The sequence below is a fragment of the Vibrio panuliri genome (assembly GCF_009938205.1).
In the GTDB taxonomy this organism is placed as follows: domain Bacteria; phylum Pseudomonadota; class Gammaproteobacteria; order Enterobacterales; family Vibrionaceae; genus Vibrio; species Vibrio panuliri.
In genome coordinates this window covers 1,715,954-1,739,215 of sequence record NZ_AP019654.1, presented here as the reverse complement: position 1 = coordinate 1,739,215, position 23,262 = coordinate 1,715,954, and the positions used below count along the sequence as shown (strand labels likewise).

The window sequence follows — 23,262 nt, the reverse complement described above, 5'->3', positions numbered from 1 at the left end:
TTTTCCCCGACACACCTTAAAGCGTTAAATTTGTTAGGCTCAAATGGCCTGTAACTGTAAAAATTTATAATTCTTAGTTAATCGCATTTTGTGCGTTAACTATTCGATAACTTTATCGATAATGGAGAGTAATAAGAGTGAGTAACGTCTCAAATGTGAACTGATTGGTTAAAAGTTAAGCGCTATTTGCTGGGGGCAATTTGGCTGACGTTTTATGAATAAGTGCGTAATCCGTGACTTCGTCCGTTGATTGTGGTTTTAGAGGGTTGAAAAATATCGCAAATTTCCTCAATCTAAACACTGCGTCTAGTCCAAAAGGTGTGGCGTAAAGCCAACTTAGACAGAGGGTGTGTTTGTGTTAAGGATTGTCATTTTTTCTCTCGTTGTTAATGGATTAATCACAGCAGTTTTGTTTTTGAGTGAGCGCGTGTTTGGTGTTCCTGAACTGCTGTACTTAGACGACTATTTTTTCTTCGCTCTGATCATACAGTGGCTTCTTAGCTCCATTTTACTTGTGGCGAAACCCGGTCGAGAGCGTTATCTCAAACATAGTCCCTACAAAGCAACAAGAGCCGCGGCATCAATGGCAAGTGATGCCGATGAGCGCGAAACTCAAACCAACTTCGATGTTGGGCTGAGTATGTTGCTGTTTATTTCCGGCGGATTTAGTTTATTGGCCTGTATCGTTCTTTAACGCCCTGTTTATTGGAGAAAATGTTTAGCTCTACGCTCTGTCAGCGAATCGCTGTTTGGTACCAGTATCAATATGGATTTGAAATTTTTGTGTTGAATTGTCTATCTATAATCGTAATAGATAAGGAGAATAAGCATGAAATTTCTGATAAAGATAGGCTTGATCAGCGGGATTTGGCTGGCATCTATTAGCTCTGCATTTGCCCTAGAACCGGTATACAGTGATTTCTTTGGTAAAGCGATTCGGGGCTATGATCCGGTCGCATATTTTACCCAAAGTAAGGCGGTAAAAGGGGACAGCGATTTTACTTACCGTTGGAATGAGGGCGTTTGGTACTTCTCCTCACAGGCGAATCTCGATAAGTTTAAAGCCGAGCCGAGTCAATATGCACCGCAATATGGCGGCTACTGTGCGTGGGCTGTCAGCAAAGGTTATACCGCAAAAATTGATCCTAATGCTTGGCATATTTATCAGGGTAAACTTTATTTAAACTACAGTAAATCTGTCCAATCAACATGGATGGAAGATGTGTCCGGCAATGTGATGAAAGCGGATGCAAACTGGCCTCAGCTACTTGATAAGTAGGCAATATCAATGAAATAGGCCTATCCGCATTCAAATAGGATAGGCCAAATAAACGTCAAGCTAAGCCGCTATAAACTCAACTCTATTGGTTGGTTCGCGTGGGAGTGTCCTGACATGGTGCAGTTGATAGTGACTTGATTTTCCCCGTGGAAATGCCAAGTAAACTGACGTGCTTTTTTCGCCTCAACGATGATTGAGCTGTCAGTATCGTGCTCCATTCCTATCATTTGTTCCATCATCTGCTGATGTTTGATTATTTCTCCCTGTGAGCCAATTGCGAATTCATGGGGATGTTTGCCGGTATTCATCACTACAAACTGCACCACATCGTTAGGGGCAATCTCTACCTGTTTTTTAAACTTAACAGGCTGGTTATCGCTCAAGATAACATGAACCACTTTATCGGCTTTTGCACCCATAGCAGGCATTCCTACCGCTGACGTAGATGACATGGTCATCATGTTGTGATCCATTTTACTATGGTCCATATGGTTCATTTCGCCGCTCGCGAATGTTGCCGTTGAGGCTAAGCTGAGCATAAGAAGTAGTGCTTTATTCATCATAGTTTCCTTGTTATTGATTCTGTTTAGGTTGTTTAAGTTCAAGTTGCTTCCACAGTTTGAAAATTGCCGGTAATACCAATAGCGTGAGCACAAGAGCGGACGCCATGCCGCCAATCATTGGGGCAGCGATGCGCTGCATCACTTCTGAGCCTGTGCCATGGCCGTACATAATTGGAATCAACCCAATGATTACCGTACTTACTGTCATCATTACGGGACGGACGCGCAGTCCTGCGCCTTGGCTAATCGCATGATCTAACTCGGTGGATGAGAGTTGTTGCTGAGACTCGCGCGCGGCTTGCTTATGTTGATCCCATGCTTGATTGAGGTATACCAGCATAATCACGCCAATTTCGACTGCGACACCGGCGAGGGCGATAAAACCAACACCCACTGCGATCGAAAAATTAAAGCCAAGCAAGTACATGAGCCACAAGCCTCCGACCATTGCTAAGGGTAGGGTGGACATGATGATCATCACTTCACCGATGCGGCGGAAGCTGAGGTAGAGCAGTAGAACGATGATGGCCAATGTAATCGGTAGGACAACCGATAAACGCTGCTTGGCGCGTTCCATGTACTCATATTGCCCAGACCAAGTTAGCGAGTAGCCAGCCGGCAGCTCAAGTTGGTCAGCGACGGCTTGTTGTGCTTCCACTACATAGGAGCCAAGATCTCGACCTTCGATATCAACAAACACCCAACCATTTGGTCGCGCATTCTCTGTTTTTATCATCGGTGGACCGTCTTCATAGCGTACGTCTGCGACATCAGCCAATGCGATGCGAGCACCATTAGGCGTAACTAAAGGCAAGTTTTGTAGCTTGACCACTGAATTACGATAATCCTGTGGGTAGCGAACGTTGATCGGGTATCGCTCCAATCCTTCTACGGTTTCACCCACTTTCATTCCGCCTACCGCGGTGGCAATGACCTGTTGAATATCTTTGATGTTCAGGCCATAACGAGCCGCTTGACGTCGTTTGATATCAATCGTCACATAGCGACCGCCAGCCACCCGTTCAGCATATACCGACGTTGTCCCGCGAATAGGATTAAGAATAGGTTCTATCTGAGCGCCAATTCGTTCAATTTGCTTAAGATCTGGGCCTGAAATCTTAATGCCAATTGGCGTCTTGATACCGGTTGCGAGCATATCGATACGCGTTTTAATTGGCATAACCCAAGCGTTAGTGAGTCCGGGGAACTGGACTAATTGATCAAACTCTTTGCGCAGCGATTCTGTGGTGACACCTTCGCGCCATTGATCTCTCGGTTTAAGTTGAATGGTCGTTTCAATCATGGTGAGAGGAGCAGGGTCTGTGGCGGTTTCAGCACGACCAATTTTGCCCCATACCGTTTTTACCTCGGGCACAGTTTTGATCAGCTTATTGGTTTGCTGTAGCAGTTCACGCGCTTTACCAATAGAAATACCAGGGTAGGTAGTTGGCATGTACATCAGATCGCCTTCATCCAAAGGAGGAATGAACTCACTACCTAACTGCTGAGTTGGATAGTAGGACGAGGCCAATAATGCGAGTGCCAGCGCGATAATACTTTTAGGATAGCGTAAGCTGAGATTAAGCAGCGGACGATATAGAGCCACTAGGCCTCTATTGATTGGGTTTTTATGCTCAGGCAAAACGCGACCACGGATAAAATATCCCATCAGCACCGGAACTAAAGTAATGGCTAAGCCCGCCGCTGCCGCCATGGCATAGGTTTTGGTAAACGCAAGTGGCGAAAACATTTTGCCTTCTTGTCCTTGCAGGGCGAATACCGGAACAAAGCTTAAGGTAATAATGAGCAGAGAAAAGAACAGTGGCGCGCCCACTTCTTCTGCCGCCTTGCCAATTACCTCCCAACGGTTTTTGTCGTTGAGTGGTGTACGTTCAATATGTTTATGAACGTTTTCTATCATTACTATCGCGCCATCTACCATCGCTCCAATGGCTATAGCGATACCACCTAATGACATGATATTAGCGTTGATGCCTTGCCAGTGCATGACGATAAAGGCAGATAAGATGCCAATTGGCAGGCTGATCGCGATGACTAAAGAAGAACGAATATGGAATAAAAACAGCACACAAACCACTGCGACGACGATAAATTCTTCCGCTAATTTTTTCCATAGATTATCGACGGCTGAATTGATCAATGTTGAACGGTCGTAGGTGGTGACAATCTCTACCCCTTGCGGTAAACCACGTTGGAGTTCACTGAGTTTGGCTTTTACATTGTCGATGACTTGGCTAGCGTTTTCGCCAAAGCGCATAACGATAACCCCACCGACGGCTTCTCCTTCGCCATTAAACTCAGAGATCCCGCGGCGCATCTGTGGCCCTAGATTGATGTCTGCAATATCGCCAAGTAACAGTGGCGTACCACTTTGGGTTACTTTCAATGGCAATGCACGTAAATCATCAATGCTGGTTAGGTAACCCGAAGTTCGCACCATGTGCTCCGCTTCTGCCACTTCAATAACCGAAGCGCCCGTCTCTTGATTGCCATTACTGATAGCTGCATTAACTTGTTGCAGGGTAAGGTTATAGGCACGTAATTTTGCCGGATCAATTTGCACTTGATACTGCTTGACCATACCCCCCACTGTTGCCACTTCAGATACGCCTGCAACGGTTTGTAGTTCATACTTTAAAAACCAATCTTGTAGGCTTCTAAGTTCTGCTAAGTCATGTTTGCCTGTTTTATCCTGCAACACATAGCTAAAGATCCAGCCAACCCCTGTGGCATCAGGACCCAGTGTTGGTTTTGCTTGTGAGGGTAGGTTTGGTGCGACTTGGCTTAAGTACTCAAGTACACGTGAACGCGCCCAGTACATATCCGTGTCATCATCAAAAATGATGTAGACATAAGAGTCACCAAAAAACGAGTAGCCGCGAACCGTCTCTGCGCCAGGCACAGCTAACATCGCGGTGGTCAGTGGATAGGTCACTTGGTCTTCGACTACTTGTGGCGCTTGACCCGGATAATTGGTTTTAATGATAACCTGCACGTCAGACAGATCAGGGATCGCGTCAACTGGTGTTTGCTTGACACTATATAAACCTGCCAAGGTGAGCAATACAGAGGCAACCAACACCAGGAATCGGTTATTGATGGACCAACGAATAATTGCACCAATCATTGTTGACCTCCTAATGCTTCAATTTGTTTGAGCGTCCATTCGCCAGCATTGTTTTCAACTAGAAACCGTACGTTTTGGCCCTCACTAAATGGTGAGAGATCAAAGTTGTCACTAAGCGAAAAGTTTTGCTCTCCCGCTTGCCATTGCCAATCAGGCACGGCTTGGTGAGACAAGGTGATCATGTCAAAATCTGCCATCAGCATGGTGATAGTGCCTTCAACCCACATTTGATTAATTGCGCCATTTGCAGCTTTAACGGCAGTAATCTGATATTGACCTTGAGGCGTTTTAACCATTTCAAACTCAATGGTCGCGCCTTGTTTTAGCGGGCGGATGTCAACGTTGTCTGCAACGGTGAAGTTCATCGTCATGCCGGGCCAGTTCCATTTCGCTACTGGTTGGTGATTGATGGTCAACATACGGTGATCAAGCATGACATCGCTGATCGTACCGAGAGCCCAAGCACTTTCTGCATGAACGGTTACACCGTTTATTCTGGATAGATCGGCGCTTTGGCTTGATTCTGAGTCGAGCATAAATTGCGCTGAGGTGACAATGCGATCGCCTTCTTGCAACCCTTGTTTTACCTCAACTCGGTCTCCTGCCTCTCGGGCGACAGTGATACGCGCTGAACGATATTGACCATCCCCTAGGGCAAGCACCACGCGGCTCATACCACCTGAGCGAATGACCGCTGAACTAGGGATAGTTAAAACGGGTTGCTCGCTTACGGGTTTTAGTGCAATTTGCGCAAACATATTGGGTTTCAGTGCGCCATTAGGGTTATCAAATTTAAGTCGTACACGAAGTGTGCGGGTGGCAGGGTCTAGAATTGGATAAACGTAATCCACATTGCCTTGCCATGTTTGACCAGGAATGGCATCCAAACGCATCTCAGCTTGACTGCCTGCTTTTATCCAGTGGGATTGACGCTCAAACAGCTCCACATCGACCCAGACATGGTTAAGAGGTCCGGCACTAATAACGGTTTGTGCCGGAGATAAATATCCGCCTTCGCGGATATTGAGCTTGGCAATGACTCCGTCAGCGAGTGCTTTAATCTCGATATTTTGTTTGGCTTTTCCTGAGCGATAGATTTGCTCAATTTGTGATGAGTCAACGCCTAACGCCTTTAGTCTATCTTTTGCGGCGAAGATTAGATTTTTGCGCCCAGTTCGTTTGGCATTAAGCAACTCTTCCTGCGCTTTGACTAAATCTGGTGAGTAGAAAGTGAACAGAATGTCGCCGCGTGACACTTTCTCTCCTACGGCATCGACATTGAGTTTTTCAACCCAACCACTGGTGCGGACGTTAGTTTGCCACAAGGTACTTTCATCAAATGCGATATAGCCGACCGCATCGATGATTGGTTGTAGTGGCTGAAGCTTCACTATATCGGTTTTCACGCCAAGATTGTTTTCTACCGCGGGTGAGATAGTTACCGTACCTTGGACTTGAGTTTCACCTTTGGCATCCTCAGCATAAACAGGAATGAGATCCATGCCCATCGGCGATTTACCCGGTTTATCTCGTTTGTAGTTCGGGTCCATTGGGGCGACCCAATAGAGCGGCTCGTCGGAGGAGGCTTGAGTATTTAGCGGCGTATGTTGGCTATTTGCAGTCATCCAATGGTTCGCGGCAAAGCCAATTCCACTACCGATTAATAGAGCAAGGGTAGCAACGTTAAATGTTTTCATTCTGTTTTCCTAGCGACGGCTTAGCGAATAGTCAGCAGATTGGTAGATGCCAACAAGGCTGGCGATTTGGTTGTTGGTGAGATTGAGATCCGTAATAAGGCGCTCACGCTCCAACTCAAGGGAAATCTCAGTGATGGATGACGTGACAATGTCACTAAAACCTGCTCGATTGGTTTGATAGCCTCTTTCTATCGCATCGCGTTGAGCGCGAGCTTGTTTGAGTAAGTGATTGGTATAGAGAGTTATTCGCTGTTGAATATGCTGACGATCTGATAGCAAGGCTGACAGCTGCGCTTCCATTCGGTAAAGCCACGCATCACGTTGAGATTTAGCCGCCCCCACTTGGTACTGTGCCGCTTCCAAGGCTTTGTCCTGTTTGCTGCCAGTGAAGAGGGGAATATCCATGGTGAGATACGCGCTGACCATATCCGGCGCGGGCTCACCACGCATATTGTTTGCTTGCCGATGGGCGTACATAACTTCGACACCAAACTGCGGTGCATAGGCCTCTTCTGCGATAGAGACTTGGGTCTCGGCACTCGCTAAAGAAGAGTCAATCGCCTTGATTGTTGGGTGTTTTAGCAGTAGTTGGTAGCGTGCTTGAGCGTCTTTAGCTTGCGTCAGTAGGCTCTCCAAATTATCCCAGTGGAGCTGATTTGAAGCGAGAATTTGATTGGTTTGTTCGAGCCAGTTGCTTCCTAGCCATTCAGAAAGCTGTGCGCTTATTTTGGCTTGCATCTGTTGGTTGCTAACCAGTTTTTGCTCGAGTTGGCTGAGCTTTAATTGTGCTGATATGACATCTTGCGACTCACTCAAACCTAGTGAATAGTTGCTATCGAGGCTCGCAATTAGCTGCTCTAACCATTGCTTTTGTTTATTGAGTAGAGCGTTGACTTTTTGGTTATAACCTAGCTCAAGCCACAAAGCTGTCACGGTTGTGGTGATGTCTTGAGCGCGTGAGTCTGCTTGTTGCAAGACGACTTCGGCCTGTTGTTCTGCCTGAGTCTGTTGCAGTTCAATGGTGTCGCCGCGATCAAACTTTTGCATCACACCAAGAGAAATATTACTCATTGGGTCTTGATCAAGGCGGAAACTATCAACGGGCATGCCACCCACGCCCAACTTAATGGTTGGATCCATCAGTGTTGCTTTCGCTTGTCCGCTGCTTAAGGTTGCATTCGATTGAGCGATTAATTGTGCACGACTGGCATCATTGCTAAGGGCAATGGCAATGATCTGCTCAAGAGATGTTGGTGACTGTGTCGTCATCGCTGGTGGTGGTTCGATACCGCGTGCATTCACAGAGCTCACCGCGCTTAAAGCCAAAACAAGGCTTAGCGCAATTTGGTGGTATTTTGTTTTCACAATTCAATCCATTTCATACCACGCCGGCAAAGTATAAACCTTGTTGTACTTTGACCTGACTATGCGAGATGACACTGTGCATAGCCTATTTGGCGGTGGTTTTATTGATGGCTAAAGGCGCCATCACTGGTGATAGTTGCATCGCAATACAATAGGTATCGCGAGGTGTCTAACGGATGGATAGAACGTTATGCGTTGGGTGGGCGATAGAGGGAGCGAGCCAATCTAACGGTTTTGCGGGTCGCTTCAACGGGATATGAAGAAGCAACAAGAACAGGGGAATTATCGACAGAGATGCTTGTCAGTGTCGCTAAGTGAGGAATGCAAATTGTGCCGCAACAATCATATTGTGCTGAATCGTTGTCTGCACAGCCAGTGATTGGGTCGGTGTTGTCGACATGATGCGATGTTAAAGACATCTCTGACATTGACATATCGGAGGCGCAGTCACTGGTTGAGCCTTGACTCATTTGGAGCATTTGAAAAGGCATAAGGATCTGACTCGACGCCACGCTCGACGCAAGGAGCGTCATGGACGTAAGTAAGACCAACCAAATTGTACGCAGAGGTTTAGCGTGCATATGGAAACCAATTCAAAAGATAACGGGCAGAGCATAATCCTTACCCCTAGGGTAAGGTCAAGAAAAAAGGCGCATCGATTTGTGTGTTGTTAACACAAATTAATAAGGTGTTTCATCCTAGTTGCATACTAATGTGGTGAGCAATGAAACTCGCGAAATTCCACGGTTTCAGTTACTCCTATTCAAAGCGAAATATTAGCTAACAAGTATATTTATAAAAGTGACATGTGAGTGATTTAATCAAGTGAGCCTGAAATAATTGGTGCTCATTAGTATCGAGATAACAAAAGTGAAGAACTTTGGAATATAGATGGAAAGGGAAGAAATAAAAACGTTAATTAGCGAAATGGCACTTCAAAAAGATGAAGTGGAAAAGTTAATCGAGGAGCGGATAGACCAAGCAATCGAAGACCGTAAAAAAATCGTATCTCGCCAATTTTTGCTTTGGGGTGGTGCTATTTCTACGGTTTTTTCCTTTTTGTTAATTATTGGCTTTTCGACAGAAGATATTGCTAAACGAATACGAAATACTTTGCTACCAAAAAGTCATATGGTGTCACAATTAGTTGGTTCAGATGAGCATTCTAATCTATTGAAAAATAGCATCATATCTGAGTTGGACGATCCGGACTTAAAAAACTATCCGAAAACAAAAAACACTATCCAAGAAAACGTATGGAAAGCGCTTGAAACAAAAGATGAAACGAAGCTTAAGCAGTTTGTCGATAGTACAAAGTTGGATGAAGTGATTATTGACTCATACTACGAACAAGTGATTGAAGTGCTTTTTAGTGACAAACCGAGCGCTAACAAAGACCAAAAGTACCATATTCTTGAGTTGGGAAGCGTCGCTCAGGAGATCAACGTTGGTGAGTTTGAAAATCGTTCAAACACAAAAACCAACTGTGGCTATGATTTCGCCCAAGATGAAAAACGCGTCATTATTCATATACCAGCACCGGAAAAGGGTATAAAGAGAGATCGTATCCCATTGCCATGGTTTCAATGCCCAAGGGGGTATCATGCGATGGACGTTAGTCTCAAGGTTGAAGATAAGGTTGTGAGTGATATTAAAGTGGTGGGAGTTGAGCGCCCAACTGCGACACCGAAAAAGCCCATTAAAGGTGTGAGGGCAAGGGTGACTAATGCCGTTGCTGAAGAGTTTCGGCAAAAAGGGGTCGATCTTGGTGTTGGTATCGTGCCTGGGAGCATCACTGTCACTAGAGTGTACGACGACCTTTAATCGAATGATGATAACGAAACAGTTAGAAAACTGCCCCAATAATTGCTGAACAACGATTGGGACAGTTTGTATTAGTTACGAAGTCATCACAAAGAGGTTTAGTGAGTTAGGTAGTGCTTCACAAATTCCGTCACTTTAACCATGTCATCAATGGCGATGTACTCTTCAGTCGTGTGTACTTTTGCCATACCCGTTGAAATATTAACGGTAGTTAGCCCCAACTTGTTGAAGTTGTTTGCATCGCTGCCGCCACCCGTCGCTTTAGTATTTGGTTCGGTGCCAATCGCGGCAAATGATGCTTTCACCTGCTCGATATGTGGATGATCATCATTAAGAACAAATGCGTTGTAGGCACGTGTTGATTCGATTTCAACTTCCGCACCATGTTTCGCTGCTGCCGCTTGGAAGGTGTCAATCATATGCTCAACTTGCTTTGTAAGTTTGTCATCGTTGAGTGAACGCGCTTCAGCGACAATTTTAAGTTCAGGCATAACGATGTTAGTTGCGTTACCACCTTCAACAATACCGATGTTTGCCGTTGTTTCTTCATCGATACGTAGCAATTTCATTTGTGTAATCGCATCCGCTGCAACGCTGATCGCGCTGATGCCTTCTTCTGGGGCTAGACCTGCGTGAGCTGGACGACCTTTGATTGTCGCCACGATTTTTTGCTGACCAGGTGCTGCATTAACGATGGTGCCAATCGGGCCGCCAGTATCGAGTACGATGGCTTTATTAGATTGAATCATTGCCATATCAAAGTGCTCTGAGCCACGTAGACCACCTTCTTCATGAACTGTAAACGCGAGTTCAATAGTCTTGTGTGCTAGGTTCTCAGCTTGAATGCAACGCACCGCTTCCATGATTGCAGCAATACCGGATTTGTCATCACCACCAAGAATCGTGTTGCCCTTAGAGCGGATGATGCCATCTTCAATAACAGGTTCAATGCCTTTTCCTGGAGTCACAGTATCCATGTGGCAGCTTAGTACAATGCTATCTTCAATTTGACCGTCTAGGCGAGCGTAAACGTTGAATCCATTGGTGTATTGCTCAGGTACTGGCAGTTTATGCACAGTAAAGCCCATCTCACCAAGTTGCTCAGCTAACGTTTCAGCAATCTCTTTTTCAAAACCAGATTCGCTGTCGATTTTTACTAGTTGGCAGAAGTGCTCTACCAATCGGTCACGGTTAATTTGTGTCATTGTTATACCTTACTGTAGGAACAGAGGCGGTTAACATACCGCTAAGTTAGGATGCCAAACCTGCGGTAAATCAAATTTCTTACCTAAACCAACTAATCGAAGTGCCTCTGGTGGTTATTTGAACGATATTTCTGTGCTTGTAAAATTATTGTTACAAGTGGTTTGTTGAGCTATTCATTTATTAAATTAATAACTTAGCTTCAACGTTGAGCTAAGGAACTGCGTTCTTTTACAGCATTGAACTGATCTGAGTTGTTGATTTTTTGCCATAAAAATTACCCTTATTGGCTGTTATTGCTCATGTTTATAACAGCATAAGTGCTCTTGATATTATTAATATTAGAGGGGGAGATTATGGATGAGCAATTAACCCAACTTGCTAACCCACTCGGTACCGACGGCTTTGAGTTTGTTGAGTATACCGCAGCCGATGCTCATGGTATCGAGGCGTTGAAGACGTTATTTCTATCACTCGGTTTTGCCGAAGTTGCCAAGCATCGTTCAAAACAAGCATGGTTGTTTCAACAAGGCGATGTCAGTTTCATTGTCAACGCTCAACCTCATAGCCAAGCTGAAGCATTTGCACGTCAGCATGGCCCTTCAGTGTGTGGGATGGCATTTCGCGTCAAAGATTGCGGTAAAGCGATGGAACACGCCTTAGCAAATGGTGCGCAACAATATGTAACGGATATCGGCCCGATGGAGCTATCGATTCCAGCCATCTATGGGATTGGTGAAAGCCTAATTTACTTTGTTGATCGTTACGGTGAGCAGAATATTTATGACGTCGACTTCTGTTTTTATCCTGATGCCGAGCGCCAACGGCAAACACAATCTGTCGGGCTATTAGAAATTGACCACTTAACTCACAACGTTAAGCAAGGCCATATGGATGTTTGGTCTGGTTTCTATGAACGAATAGGCAATTTTCGTGAAATTCGCTATTTCGACATTGAAGGCAAACTGACAGGGCTTGTGAGCCGAGCGATGACAGCCCCTTGTGGCAAAATCCGTATTCCGATTAACGAATCTTCTGATGATAAATCTCAAATCGAAGAGTTTATTCGCGAGTATAACGGGGAAGGAATACAGCATATTGCGATGAGTACAGATGATATTTATCACACGGTTAAGACTTTACGCGACCGAGGGATGTCTTTTATGCCCACGCCGGATACCTATTATGAAAAGGTCAACCAGCGAGTAGCAGGGCACAGTGAAGACTTAGAGCTGCTCAAGCAACTGCGCATATTGATAGATGGTGCGCCAATGAAAGACGGTATTTTGCTGCAAATTTTCACCCAAACCGTCATAGGTCCGGTGTTCTTTGAAATTATCCAGCGCAAAGGCAACCAAGGATTTGGCGAAGGCAACTTTAAGGCGTTGTTTGAGTCAATCGAAGAAGATCAGATTCGGCGCGGGGTACTAAAAGATGCGTAGACGAATTACTTATCCTCACCGTGAAGGTAGTTGCTCAAAACAAGCGCATGCAGACTTTCCTGCTGAGGGTATCTTTGAGAGAGAAGCGGGACGTTGTGGCTTTTTTGGGCCCGCATCTCACTTCCATCACCGCCATGCGCCAACGGGCTGGAGCGACTGGGAAGGGGAGTTAAGACCGAGAGCATTCAACTTTAATTTGCTCGAAGCCAGCACTCAGCCATCACCATGGGATGTGCCAATATTGCTCAGCAACAATGAGTGTAAGATCCGAGTATGGCAGGTAAAACAACCTATGGAGTTTCTTTCTCGCAATGCCGATGGTGATGAGTTGCTGTTTATACATCAAGGCAGTGCGGAGTTTTTTTGCGATTATGGACATTTGACGGTGGCAACGGGTGACTACGTAGTTATTCCACGTTCGACTAACTGGCGTTTAGAGCCACATCAACCCATGTTCATTTTAATGATAGAAAATAGTGAGGGTGCTTACAGTTTGCCGGAAAAAGGAATTGTAGGGCAACATGCAGTGTTCGACCCTGCAGTGCTTGACGTCCCGGAGATCAACACGGCGTTTCAGGCTCAATATAGTGAATCAACGACACAAGTAAAAGTAAAACGACATCAAGAAGTTAGCACCATCACTTATCCTTTCAATCCTTTAGATGCGATTGGTTGGCACGGTGATCTATCTGTTGTTCGGCTCAACTGGCGCGACATTCGTCCACTGATGTCTCATCGTTATCATTTGCCACCGTCTGCACATACCACCTTTGTTGCTGACGGTTTCGTGGTGTGCACTTTTGTTCCAAGGCCGATAGAGAGTGATCCTGGCGCACTCAAAGTCCCGTTTTATCACAACAATGATGATTACGATGAAGTACTGTTTTATCACGAAGGTGATTTCTTCAGTCGTGACAATATTGAAGCGGGAATGGTGACCTTCCATCCTGCTGGGTTCACTCATGGACCGCACCCCAAAGCATTCGCTGCTGGATTGGCGCAGCAAAAGAAACGTACTGATGAAGTGGCAGTGATGATCGACACTCGACGAGCATTAAGGTTCTCCAGTGATGCCGAGCAAGTGGAGCTCCGTGATTATGTCTACAGTTGGCAAGAACAGAAGGAGGTGAAATGAAACTTGCGACATTAAAGAGCAAAACCAGAGATGGCGAACTGGTCGTCGTCAATCGCGAGATGACGCGTTGTATCCCCGTTCCTGCCATAGCGCATACTCTGCAGCAGGCTTTAGACAACTGGGCTGATTGCTCGCCGCTACTTGAGGAGATCTCTCGTGATTTGAATCAAGGTCAGCTAGAAAGCATGGCATTTGACTCAGCAAATTGTCACTCACCGCTGCCAAGAGCTTTTCATTGGGCAGACGGTAGTGCCTACGTGAATCACGTCGAATTGGTCCGCAAGGCGCGCGGAGCAGAAATGCCAGCGAGTTTTTGGACTGACCCACTGATGTATCAAGGCGGGTCTGATAGCTTTATTGGTCCCAATGAGGTAATAGCGTTCGCCAGTGAGGAGTGGGGGATTGATTTTGAAGCAGAAGTGGCGGTCATTACCGATGATGTTCCGATGGGCTGTACACACCAACAAGCGCAAGGCGCTATTCGATTACTGATGCTGGTCAATGACGTTTCACTGCGTCATCTCATTCCTTCTGAGTTGGCAAAAGGATTTGGTTTTTTCCAATCTAAGCCTTCCTCGGCGTTTTCACCAGTCGCGATCACGCCGGATGAGTTAGGTGATGCTTGGCACGGCAGTAAAGTGCACTTACCACTCCGCACGACTTATAATCAGCACCTGTTTGGCTGTCCCAATGCAGGGCAAGATATGAACTTTAGTTTCGCGCAACTGATTCAGCACGCAGCAAAAACTCGCAAACTCTGTGCAGGGACTATAATTGGTTCAGGTACTGTCTCAAACAAGCAAGGTACTGATTTTGGTAGTGCGGTGAGTGAAGGTGGTGTGGGTTACTCCTGTATTGCTGAGATTCGTATGATAGAAACGATTCGTGATGGAAAACCATCAACAGAGTTTATGCATTTTGGCGACACAGTTCGCATTGAAATGCTCGATGAGCAGGGCAACAGTTTGTTTGGAGCGATAGATCAAAAGGTGGTAGCAATAAGATGAGACTATATGGTTACTGGCGCTCGTCAGCAGCCTATCGAGTAAGGATAGCGCTGAATCTTAAGAAACTTCGTTATGATTACTTTGCCGTCAACTTGATTAAAGATGGTGGGCAGCAACATACAGACGAGTTTCATCGTATCAATCCCAATGAGTTAGTACCGGTCTTAATGGATGGGGCAACGAGAATAAGCCAATCGCTAACAATCATTGATTATCTTGATGATCATTATCCCGAGCCACTTTTGACCCCATTAAGTGGTGAAAAACGTTACAAAATAAAAGAACTCGCTCAAGATATCGCAATTGATATTCATCCGTTAAATAACCTGCGGGTACAGCAATACCTAATTAACCACGCCGACTTTGACAAAGAAGATGAAGTCGAATGGCTGAGACATTGGATTACGGTGGGTTTTGCGGCACTTGATGACAAGCTTAGACATACCGCGGGTGTCTACAGTGTTGGTGCAGAAGTATCCTTAGTGGACGTCTGTTTAGTGCCTCAAGTATATAATGCGCTTCGTTTTGATGTTGATGTTAGCCAATATCCAACGATTGACCGATTATATCGAGCGCTTAATGAGATTCCCGAGTTTTATCGGGCTGCCCCCGAGCGCCAACCGGATTCACCGCAAAACAAAGCCACCTAACGAAGAGGTGGCTTTTGCTAATCATCCTTGGTAATTATTTGGCTTACTGTTCGCCTTCAGGTTCATTTCAACGCATCAGTTGTGATTGACGCTCTCTTTGCTGAATTTCACCGATATTGAACTCTCGTACATCCATAGCTGCAAAGTCGTAGCACTCTTTACAAGAGTGGTGACATAAGCCGTCGAGATATTCATGTTTGGTAAGCAGGCTTGGTTTTTTACACCAGTCGCAAATGCCTTCGATTGTGTACATATTAACGCTCCTACCGTTATCACCAAGGGTTATCGTAGAACTGCATTATGACACATATAGTTATTAGGCGTTAACTGTTTGTTACGTTAAACGGGAGGGTGATCGATTGCGTATCGCCCGTCATGTATGGTTTTTATCGTTTTAAACTAAATTATATGAACTTAATGTAACAAATAATTAACGTGATTTTTTCAGATGATCCAAAATGGTCTTCAACGCTTGATTTAAGCGCTTCATTTCGTCGTCACTGCCTTTTAGATCAGGGTGATAAATCTTACATAATTGCTTGTAGCGTAGTTTGATTTTGCCAGCCTCCGGAAGCTGGTTTTCCTCGAAACCAAACATCGCGCATGCGAGTGAGAATGAGTTGTTCACGGGGCGAATGGTTTGAGATGCTTGAGCGGTAGAGAGCTGCTGGCTCTTTAATTGGCCATAAAGCGCTTCGATCTGTTGTTTTTGCTTATGGATCTGCTTGGTTTGCTGAGCGAGCTGATTTTTAAGTTTGTAAACATCAGGATGAGCAACACCATTATCAGGTTCTCTATTGAAAACAGTTTGCGCGTCACTGAGTGTGCTTGGGCTGCGCTGTTTGCGTCGCCAAATGACCGTGACGAAACCTAAAGCTATGAGGGTTGATATACACAGCGTCAGTAGAAGTGAGTTTGACAGTCGTCCTGCGCTAAACCACGAAGGCAAGGTGCCGGATGAGGTCTGGTTTTGACTATTGAGTTGGTCAAGCTGCGCTAACTGCTTTGCTCTTTGTTGATTGAACTCCTGTTCGAGTAATCTATTGAGCGCTAGCTCTGCATCAGGATAGGACTCGGCAGCCATTTGATACCAAAGCTTGGCTTGTGACAAAGTGTCAACAGACTGAGCCCGCTTCTCATAAATTTGTCCAAGCTCGTATTGGGCCTTATCGTCGCCTGAAATCGCCAACTTGGTCAGCCAAAAAACGGCTTTATTGATGTCTGGTTTGGTTAACCCACCGGTAAGATATTGCTCGACTAAATCATACTGCGCGAGTTTATAACGATTTAACGCCGCTTGCTTGAGCCAATACAGAGCTTCTTGTGGTGATTGAGTGACGCCGTCACCAGACAAGTAGGCTTGATAAAGCTGATACTGAGCGCGTGGGTTATTGAGATCTGCTTGATCAAGCAGTTCAGAGAAAGCTGGATTGCCTGAGTTGGCAATAGTGAATGATGACCAGAGAAGGGCTAATGTTGTGATGAATTTCATCATACCGCGATATCATCCTAAATTTGCACGCGAAAGTAGGGAGTAATAAGAAACCACAGATTGGCTTTGCGAGCAATAAAATACCCAAGTAGTCATGCGAATACTTGGGTATTGAGATTGAGGGAAGAGAATTATTTCAGCGGTAAAATCTGAATTTCTACGCGACGGTTACAAGCACGGCCAGCAGTTGTGTCATTTGAACACAGAGGGAAACGCTCGCCATAGCCACGAGAAATCGCGCGACCCGGAGCAACACCTTGTTGTACTAAGTAGCTACGAACCGACTCAGCACGACGCTCAGAGAGAGTTTGGTTCATTGTGTCGTTGCCCGTGCTATCGGTATGGCCTTCGATTACAAGGCTTGTGTCTGGGTATTCAACCAGAATTCGTGCCACACCACGTAAAGTGCGATGAATGGTCGGGTCTAGCTGGTATGAGCTAGATTGAAAACCGATGCCATTTTCTAGGCGAAGTAGCAGTTGGTTTTCACCAACACGTTCTACTTGCACACCAGAGTCGAGCAGCTCTTTTCGCAGAGCCGCTTCTTGTTGGTCAAAATAATAGCCCGCGCCTCCACCGATTGCTGCGCCACCAGCGGCACCAATTAGTGCATTTTTACGACGTTCTTTGGCGTTATCTCCGGTTGCTAGCCCGACAGCTACACCTGCGATTGCACCAATCAATGCGCCTTTGGTCGCTGAATTCGTTTCAGATTCACCAGTGGTCGCGTTTTGACGTTGTGTTGCCTGACAGCCTGTAAGTGCAACGGTGAGAGCTAGAGCTAAAGTAAGTTTTTTCACAGAAACTTCTCCATGTGAAAGGGGGGATTCATTCAGAAAATTAATGGTCGTCAATAAAACTTATGACGTCTTTTATGTCAAACCTAGCTGACTATATTTGACGTAAGATTAACAAGCGTTGAACGGATTGTTCATTTGCTCATCAAAGATGATGCTATTGTACACCGAAGCGTATGCAACTTAGCAGGCACTCCGATGGCTAATAGCATTGGATTTATCGCAGTAACTTCGGGGCTTGTGCGCCGTCGATTGGGCGACTGACTGAAAGAGTACGACCTTTTTTAAGTCCGACTTCATAATCGTCAGTGAGGTTCTTCATCGCTTCACGAAGCTGTTGTTTGAAGGTTTCGCGGTCGATATTTTTGAACTCTTTATCGATGTAGTCTTCAATCTTATTGGCAGATTCTTCATCTGGTGAAATGATCGGCAGTTTTTCTAACGCACCTTCAACCCACCCAGAAACAAACGAGTTTACGCGGCGATTGACTTCCATCGAAGACGTACCCGTGCCCGCAAAGCTGTTGCGAAACTTGCCAGTATGCTCATTGAGTTCTCGGTAGACAATGTCAAAGGCGAAAGCGGCAAAAATAGCGCGGTCCGCTTCTCCAATAAACTCAACACGCTTTAGCCCCTTATGATTAAGCAATACTGCTTCAACACCAAAGCGAGTGTTGATTCCTCGGATGATACGGAGCAATGTTGAGCTGATATTCGACGGCAATAGATGGGTCGATTGAGTTTTGCCCATCTTGATAAACTCAATATCGTCCTTATCCAAGCCATATTTTAGCATCAGGCGATGCGCCATCTTAATGGCGTTCGCGGCTTCGTTGACATTGGCAGAGTTACCCAGCTCTAAACACTTGGCAATCTTTTTGAGGGCTTTTTGTTTATCCATTGACAGCGACAAAACTCGTAAAAATAACAAAGTCGGCTATTTTAGCGTGTTATCACTATTGCTCGCAACATTAGTCTCAGGTTTCAATGCAGCTTGTGACATTGGAAGGCGACTTGAGACAAAAAAGGCTCCCAATGGGAGCCTAATCAATTTACCGAAACAGCGCTTATAGCCCAAGCTCGCTTAGCAAGTCGTCAGCGTCGTTGTTACCTTTCGGTTCATTTTGCTTTTCTTTTTCGCGCATTTGCTGCTGCGTTTTCTCTAGGATGTCATCTGGGTTTTCATCTTCATCCATCTCAAACTCTTCAAGTTGGATAAACTCAGTTTTGTCCATTGCCAGTTCTAAATAGAAGATATTGTGGTTTTCGGTCGAGAAGGTCACGCGGCGAGCTTGCGGGCGATCAAGGTTGGTATCTACTGATAAGATCACCTGTTTATTGAGCGACAACATCTTAGGTTGGTTTTGAGTGATGTGCGTTTGCAGCTCTTTGCGAATCTTGTTGGTAAAATCACCAACCAATTGATTCATCAACTCACCAAGTACATCGCCCACTTCATCCGAGGTGTGTGCAATGGCAAGTTCTTCGGCAGGAATGCCCATATTTTGCATATATTTCGTATATAACTCTAATGCGGCTTTCGCAGTAAAGTTAATGACAACCAAGCCAGAAAATCCGCCGTCAAACAATACAAAACAACCAAAGTCGGGCTTAAGGCTCGTCTTATTGATTTTTTGCACCATCGCTGAATATGAAACATTTGAATCGGTTGCGGAGCTCAATACACCAGACACCGACTGACAAAGTTTAAGAAGGATATCTTCTGTCGTTACAATCTTGTTCTTTTTCATTTGCTCGGTTCTAACGCTGCTGTGGATAAGTCCAAACGCAATGCTTAAGCCTAATTTTTGGGGCAGCTTTCACAAAAAAGGCCACTGCGGTTGGTAGAGTAATCTTTTATTTACGGAGTGATAAAAGTTCAGGACAAGTATTCACCATAAAATCTATTTTGGCACTGTAATTCTGTTTTGATCACGCTTTTAAATGTTGTAAAGTGACGAAAATCAAAAGAATAGTAACCATCGCATTCATTGCTCAGTGGTGATGAACCTACAGTTAAGCGAATTATCTGTGGCAAGTAAACCTGCAATTAAGGCATACGCAAGGACTTTGCGAGCGCAATCATCTTCATGGAGGCGATAACGAATGGATGGTAATAAAGAAACCCAATACTGACCGGATCAGTGCTTTAGGGGCAGGACGCAATGTTACCAAGACTTCATTCTCATCAAGATATTGATCACGTAGTGCTGAGCTTTTTAGACGAGCTTAAAAAAGCGGGCTTTAGCGGCGATATCGAAACTCAGTACTCAAGTAGACTCGCCGTTGCTACAGACAACAGCGTCTATCAGCAACTACCGCAAGCCGTTATTCACCCCCGCACCACACAAGACGTTGCGCTAATCGGTAAAGTATCGGTTAAGCCTGTGTATGAAAGAGTCAAGTTTTCCCCACGTGGTGGTGGTACGGGTACCAACGGTCAATCACTGACTCAAGGTGTGGTGGTCGATCTTTCTCGTTACATGAATCAAGTGCTTGAAATCAATGAGCATGAAGGATGGGTGCGCGTACAGACTGGTGTGATTAAAGATCAACTTAATGATGCGGTGCGTCCTTATGGTTATTTCTTCTCACCTGATCTATCGACGAGTAACCGTGCGACGCTTGGGGGGATGATCAATACCGACGCCTCAGGACAAGGGTCACTCAAATATGGCAAAACATCGGATCATGTGCTGTCACTTCAAGCGGTGTTTGCGGATGGTTCAGTACTTGAATCTGACCTCTCTAAAGGTGCCCCAGAAGAGGGGACGTATGCCTACAACGCACTTACTACAACCGAAAAGGTGTGTCGTGATAAGCGCGAGCAGATCTTAGCTAAGTTTCCGCCTTTGAACCGTTTTTTAACCGGTTATGACTTAAAAAATGCCATTGATGAGAATGATGAAAGCTTTGACTTAACGCGAGTGCTCTGTGGCGCGGAAGGTTCTTTGGCGTTTATTACAGAAGCGAAACTGAATCTAACCAAAATCCCTCAGGCTCGCACATTGGTCAATGTTAAATACAACAGTTTTGACTCGGCGCTGCGTAATGCACCGTTTATGGTCGAGGCTCAGGCGTTGTCCGTGGAAACTGTCGACTCAAAAGTGCTCAACTTGGCGAAAGAAGACATTGTTTGGCACACAGTGAGTGATCTGCTAATGGATGTTCCAGGCAAAGAAATGCTGGGCATCAATATGGTTGAGTTCGCTGGTCAAAACAGTGATGAAGTGGCGCAGCAAGTTGCCGCACTCACGGAGCGTTTAGAGCAAATGCTAGCCAGTGAAGAAGCGGGGATTATTGGTTATCAGGTGTGTAACGATGTCGCCAGCATCGGCAAAATTTACAACATGCGTAAGAAGGCGGTGGGACTCTTAGGTGCAGCCAAAGGGCGAGCTAAACCGGTCGCGTTTGCGGAAGATACCTGCGTGCCACCTGAAAATTTGGCTGACTTTATCGCTGATTTTCGTCAATTGCTCGATGCAAAAACGTTGCAATATGGCATGTTTGGTCACGTTGATGCTGGCGTTTTGCACGTTCGACCAGCCCTTGACCTGTGCGACCCTCACCAAGAGCGCTTGATGCATGAACTTTCGGACGAAGTGGTTAAGCTGGTGGCAAAATATGGCGGTTTGATGTGGGGTGAACACGGCAAGGGGTTCCGTTCTGAATATGGTCCGGAGTTCTTTGGTGACGAGTTATTTACTGAGTTACGCCGTGTGAAGTCTGCGTTTGACCCGCACAACAAGATGAACCCAGGTAAGATTTGTACGCCGTTAGATAGTGCAGATGAACTGGTTAAAGTGACAGACACGAAACGTGGTTTTTACGACCGACAAATAAACGTTGAGGTTCGTGATAGCTTTAAGCAAGCCATGGAGTGTAACGGCAACGGTTTATGCTTTAACTATGATACGGCGTCGCCAATGTGTCCGTCGATGAAAGTGACCGCAGACAGACGCCACTCGCCAAAAGGACGAGCGGGTTTGGTGCGAGAGTGGCTACGTCAACTGACAGAGCAAGGCATCGATATTCTGGATCTTGAACAGCAATCCATGAAAACCGCGTCAGTCAAAGCAATGCTGGATCGCGTGCGTAATAGCTTTAACAAACGCCACGAGTACGATTTTTCGCATGAAGTGTATGAAGCGATGAATGGTTGTCTAGCGTGTAAAGCGTGTGCAAGCCAGTGCCCAATTAAAGTCGACGTACCAAGCTTTAGAGCGCGTTTCTTAAATATCTACTACAGCCGATATCAACGTCCGGCGAAAGACTATCTGGTTGCCAACATCGAAACCATGTTGCCATTAATGGCGAAAGCGCCAACCTTGGTGAATGGAGTACTCAAGCAAAAGTGGGTTCAAAGCATCACCGCCGCTACGGTGGGCTATGTCGATGCTCCGCTTCTGTCTGTACCGACACTTGCTAAACGTGTTAAACAACTCAAGCCATTTGACATGCAAGCGCTGGCGGCAATGTCGAGTGAGGAAAAAGCTCAGCATGTGCTTATTGTTCAAGACCCATTTACGTCTTATTACGATGCTGATGTGGTGGATGACTTCGTCAAGTTAGTGACTAAGTTAGGCAAAACACCAGTCCTGTTGCCGTTTAAGCCAAATGGCAAGGCACAGCACATCAAAGGGTTTTTGGCGCAATTTGCTAAAAGTGCAAAGAATACCGCGATGTTCTTAGAGCAAGTGGCAGACTTATCGATTCCGATGGTGGGCGTAGATCCTGCCTTAGTACTGTGTTATCGCGATGAATACAACGAAATTCTAGGTGATAAACGTGGCGAGTTTGATGTTCTTACCGTCCATGAATGGTTGCTACCAAGGCTGGGTGAATTTGAACGTGCCGAAGTGCAGGGAGATGCTTGGTACTTGTTGGCGCACTGTACAGAGAAAACCAAACTGCCGAATGCTGAAAAGGAGTGGGGTGAGATCTTTAGCCACTTTGGCGCTAAGCTTAATGCGGTTCCAGTTGGTTGTTGTGGTATGGCTGGAACATTTGGTCACGAAGTGGATAAGCTCGAAATGTCGAAGGACATCTACGCGCTAAGTTGGAAACCACGCTTGGAAAAGTTACCGTCCGACCGTTGCTTAGTGACAGGATACTCATGCCGCAGCCAAGTGAAACGCTTGGAGCATCTTAAGATTAAGCACCCGCTGCAAGCGCTGCTAGAGGTCGTGTAATGGTTATGTTGGAACGAAAAATTCCGCCTGTCGCACTGTTTATTATATTTATCGTTGTGATGGTGAGAATTGATCAATCCTTAATGAGTTTTTCGGCAACCCTACCTTATCCTTGGTGGGTGTTGTCACTCTCGATTTGTTTATCTGGCTTTATAGGCGTTGCGGGTGTTTATGAGTTTCGTAAGGCCAAAACGACGGTTAACCCAGTGGCGGTTGATAAGGCATCAACCGTTGTGAACACCGGGGTTTTTGCTTACACGCGCAATCCGATGTATCTGGCGTTACTGATCCTGCTATTTGGTATCGGTTACTGGCAACAAAACGTCATTTCAGTGATGTTACCAATCGGGTTTGTGCTCTATATGAACCGTTTTCAAATCCTGCCTGAGGAACGGGCCCTAGAGCACCTCTTTGGTGATCAATATCTTGAGTATAAGCGCCAAGTTAGACGCTGGATTTAAACCACCA

Annotated in this window: 20 protein-coding genes; 9 read left to right on the top strand and 11 right to left on the bottom strand. The window is 45.6% G+C overall.

Translation table 11 applies throughout. The features are described from left to right. The first annotated feature begins 355 nt into the window (after positions 1-355). Positions 356-694, top strand: a complete 339-nt coding sequence (locus GZK95_RS07910) for a hypothetical protein (protein ID WP_075716245.1) — start codon at positions 356-358, stop codon at positions 692-694. Between the two features lie 135 nt (positions 695-829). Further along, positions 830-1,279 (top strand): YHS domain-containing (seleno)protein, encoded by a 450-nt coding sequence (locus GZK95_RS07905; protein ID WP_075716238.1) that lies wholly within the window; start codon positions 830-832, stop codon positions 1,277-1,279. Positions 1,280-1,347: 68 nt separating this feature from the next. On the opposite strand, the gene copI is transcribed toward GZK95_RS07905, so the two are convergent. From copI to GZK95_RS07880, 5 genes are all read right to left on the bottom strand, one after another. After that, a complete protein-coding gene (copI, locus tag GZK95_RS07900) occupies positions 1,348-1,842 on the bottom strand; it encodes a copper-resistant cuproprotein CopI (RefSeq protein ID WP_408646676.1) in 495 nt (164 codons plus the stop codon). Between the two features lie 10 nt (positions 1,843-1,852). Further along, the gene (locus GZK95_RS07895; RefSeq protein WP_075716236.1) at positions 1,853-4,990 is read right to left on the bottom strand and encodes an efflux RND transporter permease subunit; all 3,138 of its coding nucleotides are present in this window, start codon (positions 4,988-4,990) and stop codon (positions 1,853-1,855) included. After that, positions 4,987-6,687 (bottom strand): efflux RND transporter periplasmic adaptor subunit, encoded by a 1,701-nt coding sequence (locus GZK95_RS07890; protein ID WP_075716235.1) that lies wholly within the window; start codon positions 6,685-6,687, stop codon positions 4,987-4,989. The genes GZK95_RS07895 and GZK95_RS07890 overlap by 4 nt, the downstream gene beginning before the upstream one ends. Before the next feature lie 9 nt (positions 6,688-6,696). Continuing rightward, entirely contained in the window at positions 6,697-8,052 is a 1,356-nt protein-coding gene (locus GZK95_RS07885; RefSeq protein ID WP_075716234.1) for a TolC family protein, read from the bottom strand. Positions 8,053-8,240: 188 nt separating this feature from the next. Beyond that, on the bottom strand, positions 8,241-8,633 hold the full coding sequence (locus GZK95_RS07880) for a hypothetical protein (RefSeq protein WP_075716233.1): 393 nt from the start codon (positions 8,631-8,633) through the stop codon (positions 8,241-8,243). Positions 8,634-8,943: 310 nt separating this feature from the next. Here GZK95_RS07880 and GZK95_RS07875 point away from each other — a divergent pair, with 310 nt between their 5' ends. Next, a complete protein-coding gene (locus GZK95_RS07875; RefSeq protein WP_075716232.1) occupies positions 8,944-9,876 on the top strand; it encodes a hypothetical protein in 933 nt (310 codons plus the stop codon). Positions 9,877-9,974: 98 nt separating this feature from the next. Here the strand turns inward: GZK95_RS07875 and GZK95_RS07870 are convergent, their stop codons facing one another. Further along, positions 9,975-11,081 (bottom strand): M20/M25/M40 family metallo-hydrolase, encoded by a 1,107-nt coding sequence (locus tag GZK95_RS07870; protein ID WP_075716231.1) that lies wholly within the window; start codon positions 11,079-11,081, stop codon positions 9,975-9,977. A 354-nt stretch (positions 11,082-11,435) separates the two neighbouring features. On the opposite strand from GZK95_RS07870, the gene hppD reads away from it, so the two are divergent. Genes hppD through maiA form a run of 4 tightly spaced genes read left to right on the top strand, consistent with a single transcriptional unit; the run spans position 11,436 to position 15,313 of the window. Further along, entirely contained in the window at positions 11,436-12,521 is a 1,086-nt protein-coding gene (hppD, locus tag GZK95_RS07865) for a 4-hydroxyphenylpyruvate dioxygenase (RefSeq protein WP_075715542.1), read from the top strand. After that, on the top strand, positions 12,514-13,656 hold the full coding sequence (locus GZK95_RS07860; RefSeq protein WP_075715543.1) for a homogentisate 1,2-dioxygenase: 1,143 nt from the start codon (positions 12,514-12,516) through the stop codon (positions 13,654-13,656). The genes hppD and GZK95_RS07860 overlap by 8 nt, the downstream gene beginning before the upstream one ends. After that, positions 13,653-14,663 carry a fumarylacetoacetate hydrolase family protein gene (locus GZK95_RS07855; protein ID WP_075715544.1) on the top strand — a complete coding sequence of 337 codons (1,011 nt, stop codon included), beginning with the start codon at positions 13,653-13,655 and terminating at the stop codon, positions 14,661-14,663. The genes GZK95_RS07860 and GZK95_RS07855 overlap by 4 nt, the downstream gene beginning before the upstream one ends. Further along, the gene (gene maiA / locus GZK95_RS07850) at positions 14,660-15,313 is read left to right on the top strand and encodes a maleylacetoacetate isomerase (protein ID WP_075707479.1); all 654 of its coding nucleotides are present in this window, start codon (positions 14,660-14,662) and stop codon (positions 15,311-15,313) included. The genes GZK95_RS07855 and maiA overlap by 4 nt, the downstream gene beginning before the upstream one ends. A gap of 67 nt (positions 15,314-15,380) precedes the next feature. On the opposite strand, the gene GZK95_RS07845 is transcribed toward maiA, so the two are convergent. From GZK95_RS07845 to GZK95_RS07825, 5 genes are all read right to left on the bottom strand, one after another. Beyond that, positions 15,381-15,566 (bottom strand): hypothetical protein, encoded by a 186-nt coding sequence (locus GZK95_RS07845; protein WP_075707477.1) that lies wholly within the window; start codon positions 15,564-15,566, stop codon positions 15,381-15,383. A gap of 177 nt (positions 15,567-15,743) precedes the next feature. After that, complete coding sequence (locus tag GZK95_RS07840) at positions 15,744-16,808, bottom strand: J domain-containing protein (protein ID WP_083626269.1); 1,065 nt, start codon at positions 16,806-16,808, stop codon at positions 15,744-15,746. A 128-nt stretch (positions 16,809-16,936) separates the two neighbouring features. Continuing rightward, entirely contained in the window at positions 16,937-17,605 is a 669-nt protein-coding gene (locus tag GZK95_RS07835; RefSeq protein ID WP_075707475.1) for an OmpA family protein, read from the bottom strand. Between the two features lie 214 nt (positions 17,606-17,819). Further along, positions 17,820-18,503, bottom strand: a complete 684-nt coding sequence (locus tag GZK95_RS07830; RefSeq protein ID WP_075707473.1) for a DUF2786 domain-containing protein — start codon at positions 18,501-18,503, stop codon at positions 17,820-17,822. Between the two features lie 166 nt (positions 18,504-18,669). Next, entirely contained in the window at positions 18,670-19,353 is a 684-nt protein-coding gene (locus tag GZK95_RS07825) for a DUF3334 family protein (RefSeq protein WP_075707471.1), read from the bottom strand. 414 nt (positions 19,354-19,767) lie between these two features. On the opposite strand from GZK95_RS07825, the gene ydiJ reads away from it, so the two are divergent. After that, positions 19,768-22,794, top strand: a complete 3,027-nt coding sequence (gene ydiJ, locus GZK95_RS07820; protein WP_151148848.1) for a D-2-hydroxyglutarate dehydrogenase YdiJ — start codon at positions 19,768-19,770, stop codon at positions 22,792-22,794. Next, positions 22,794-23,255 carry a methyltransferase family protein gene (locus tag GZK95_RS07815; RefSeq protein ID WP_075715546.1) on the top strand — a complete coding sequence of 154 codons (462 nt, stop codon included), beginning with the start codon at positions 22,794-22,796 and terminating at the stop codon, positions 23,253-23,255. Before ydiJ ends, GZK95_RS07815 begins: the two co-directional genes overlap by 1 nt. The last annotated feature ends 7 nt before the right edge of the window (positions 23,256-23,262 follow it).

What these genes read in the sequence shown, in the direction of transcription:
- GZK95_RS07855 (WP_075715544.1), top strand. Translation starts at nt 13,653, where the DNA reads ATGAAACTTGCGACATTAAAGAGCAAAACCAGAGATGGCGAACTGGTC.
- GZK95_RS07880 (WP_075716233.1), bottom strand. Translation starts at nt 8,633, where the DNA reads ATGCACGCTAAACCTCTGCGTACAATTTGGTTGGTCTTACTTACGTCC.
- GZK95_RS07890 (WP_075716235.1), bottom strand. Translation starts at nt 6,687, where the DNA reads ATGAAAACATTTAACGTTGCTACCCTTGCTCTATTAATCGGTAGTGGA.
- ydiJ (WP_151148848.1), top strand. Translation starts at nt 19,768, where the DNA reads ATGTTACCAAGACTTCATTCTCATCAAGATATTGATCACGTAGTGCTG.
- maiA (WP_075707479.1), top strand. Translation starts at nt 14,660, where the DNA reads ATGAGACTATATGGTTACTGGCGCTCGTCAGCAGCCTATCGAGTAAGG.
- GZK95_RS07870 (WP_075716231.1), bottom strand. Translation starts at nt 11,081, where the DNA reads ATGACACAAATTAACCGTGACCGATTGGTAGAGCACTTCTGCCAACTA.
- copI (WP_408646676.1), bottom strand. Translation starts at nt 1,842, where the DNA reads ATGATGAATAAAGCACTACTTCTTATGCTCAGCTTAGCCTCAACGGCA.
- GZK95_RS07895 (WP_075716236.1), bottom strand. Translation starts at nt 4,990, where the DNA reads ATGATTGGTGCAATTATTCGTTGGTCCATCAATAACCGATTCCTGGTG.
- GZK95_RS07860 (WP_075715543.1), top strand. Translation starts at nt 12,514, where the DNA reads ATGCGTAGACGAATTACTTATCCTCACCGTGAAGGTAGTTGCTCAAAA.
- GZK95_RS07905 (WP_075716238.1), top strand. Translation starts at nt 830, where the DNA reads ATGAAATTTCTGATAAAGATAGGCTTGATCAGCGGGATTTGGCTGGCA.
- GZK95_RS07815 (WP_075715546.1), top strand. Translation starts at nt 22,794, where the DNA reads ATGGTTATGTTGGAACGAAAAATTCCGCCTGTCGCACTGTTTATTATA.
- GZK95_RS07875 (WP_075716232.1), top strand. Translation starts at nt 8,944, where the DNA reads ATGGAAAGGGAAGAAATAAAAACGTTAATTAGCGAAATGGCACTTCAA.
- hppD (WP_075715542.1), top strand. Translation starts at nt 11,436, where the DNA reads ATGGATGAGCAATTAACCCAACTTGCTAACCCACTCGGTACCGACGGC.
- GZK95_RS07825 (WP_075707471.1), bottom strand. Translation starts at nt 19,353, where the DNA reads ATGAAAAAGAACAAGATTGTAACGACAGAAGATATCCTTCTTAAACTT.
- GZK95_RS07845 (WP_075707477.1), bottom strand. Translation starts at nt 15,566, where the DNA reads ATGTACACAATCGAAGGCATTTGCGACTGGTGTAAAAAACCAAGCCTG.
- GZK95_RS07830 (WP_075707473.1), bottom strand. Translation starts at nt 18,503, where the DNA reads ATGGATAAACAAAAAGCCCTCAAAAAGATTGCCAAGTGTTTAGAGCTG.
- GZK95_RS07840 (WP_083626269.1), bottom strand. Translation starts at nt 16,808, where the DNA reads ATGATGAAATTCATCACAACATTAGCCCTTCTCTGGTCATCATTCACT.